This is a genomic window from Mesotoga sp. UBA5847 (assembly GCF_002432735.1).
Lineage (GTDB): Bacteria > Thermotogota > Thermotogae > Petrotogales > Kosmotogaceae > Mesotoga.
In genome coordinates this window covers 1-2,135 of sequence record NZ_DJGL01000054.1, presented here as the reverse complement: position 1 = coordinate 2,135, position 2,135 = coordinate 1, and the positions used below count along the sequence as shown (strand labels likewise).

The following is a 2,135-nucleotide window of genomic DNA, read 5'->3' as shown; positions in this document are numbered from 1 at the left end:
AGCAGTGACTGGCTTTTCTCTCACCTTCTCGTGAGCGAAGCGAACATCTCGACAATGCTCTTTCTCGACGATTGTTCTCACGTCTTGCGCGCGTATCAAAAAACAGCGGACCGTCGACGGACAACGTTGTTTTCATGTGAACCATGTTGGTATGTTCTCTTAGAATGTGGGTGCCCCCGTAGGCGGAGCAGGAAATAGGCTCCATTCTTTTCTTTTTGTGTATAAGAAGTCCCTCACAGTTTTTTTTGTCTTCGATTTCTCGTTCAGTGTGAAAAATGGAGTCTGACCCTGTTCTATTATATCTGTCAATGATGCCATCTGTATCGGTTCCTATCCATTCAAAAGAATTCGTCGATACCTGAATGACGCCTTCGAGGCCCCTGACTTTCAGCAATATGGGTTTCAGATTAGACGGAACACAGGATGAAACCAAAAGGATCAAAACGAAAGCTATTACCCAAACAGATACTCTTTTCATCGAAATGGCCCCCAATAGGATACTTGACTTGAGAAGGAAACGAGAAGACCGAAATGTTTATTACAGATTGCACGATCTTACGTTCTACATTATAACATTCTATATATCTAATAATGCTAGAACCCTCTTGAGTAGATTTAATTATGATGCATTACGGAACCCAACCCAAACCTGTTCAAAACGATCTTTCACTTTTTGTTAAAGGTTTTCAAAGAAACACGACAAAAGGATTGTCGCTATAACAATCCACAATCTAATTTGCTCTTTAATGCATGACATTGCGAGTTCTCTTTCGGATTGACTAGAACCAATCAATATACGCGAGTGCGTCCCATGACAAGAAAAGTCCTTACTTACTGTTTTACTAACTGTTCTTTTGCATCTCATTGACTGGCACAACTTGGATAATTGAAGGGTCGGGCCTAAAGAGTCATAGTACTTGTTCGTTTATTTGACAGCAACACTATGCCTTATATCTAGGTTTTCTGGAGTACACAGACAAATGTCAGCCGGATTGAATGTGTGTGTGATCTTTATAGAATAAGTTCGTTTTTACTCATGCAAGAACTATCGTGGCTCTCGAATTTACTCTTGTTTAAGAAATAACTGTTTCCAACAAAAACACAATAGCTCCCTTGGAGAAGTTCAAAGACTATCTCGTGAAGATTCTGCTATAGAAAATAAGTACTCGAATACCGAAACATTCCCAGCAAGAGCTCGTCAAAGGAGATGTGAGTCACTTCGCCATTTGTGCAACATCTCCTTAATAGCAATGTCTACTTCACTTTGTAAATAATGTAACTTGTGCTATATTGATGTTGCGAGTGTGTTGCACACCTTGTCGTTTGTTGTCTAGACTTCCCGTGTTTAATTCGAGTTCGAGGCTTGACTCATGGAGGTGCGATTATGAAGAACTGCTCTATTTCTGTTCTGTTGCTTATGCTGCTAGTAGCTTCGACGCTTCTTATCACAGGGTGCCCTGGTGTTCGGAACAGACTTCCGACACTGATCAAAATCAGTGGGCCGTCTGGAACTATATCTCAGAGCAGTACAACATTCATCTGGAATGGAAGCGACCCGGACGGGACGATAACGACGTACGAATTCAGGAAAGACGGGATTAGTTGGGAAACTAACGGGTTATCTTCTTCTTATGAATGGAGTGGATATAAAGAAGGGGTTCATACCTTTGACGTCAGGGCAAAAGATAATGAAAATGCTTACTCCAACATAATTAGCTGGACTTTCACATATGAAAACACTTCCTTTTCCAAGTGCCTTGGTGGGTCGGATTATGATGAAGCACACAGCATCTGGCAAACGAGCGACGGCGGCTATATCATCGCCGGGTATACAAATTCGAACGACGGAGACGTTTCTGGCAATCATGGCAGAGGCGATTACTGGATAGTGAAATTGGACCGCAAAGGTAACATCATTTGGCAAAAGTGCCTTGGCGGGTCGGATTATGATGAAGCACAAAGCATTCAGCAAACTAGCGATGGCGGCTTTATCGTGGCGGGGAGTACGTGGTCAAACAATGGAGATGTTACTGGCAAACACGGAAGTAGTGAAGAATTCGATTACTGGATAGTGAAATTAAACGGTACAGGTAACATTGCCTGGCAGAAGTGCCTTGGCGGGTCAGCTGATGATG

1 protein-coding gene and 1 pseudogene are annotated in these 2,135 nt (G+C 42.4%); one reads left to right on the top strand and one right to left on the bottom strand.

The window, feature by feature from the left end; translation table 11 throughout:
* Positions 1 to 478, bottom strand: a 478-nt coding sequence (locus B3K91_RS05730) for a hypothetical protein (RefSeq protein WP_292594254.1), incomplete at its 3' end; no start/stop codon positions are given.
* A 906-nt stretch (positions 479 to 1,384) separates the two neighbouring features.
* Here B3K91_RS05730 and B3K91_RS05725 point away from each other — a divergent pair.
* Positions 1,385 to 2,135, top strand: a pseudogene (locus tag B3K91_RS05725) (hypothetical protein); the annotation flags it as partial.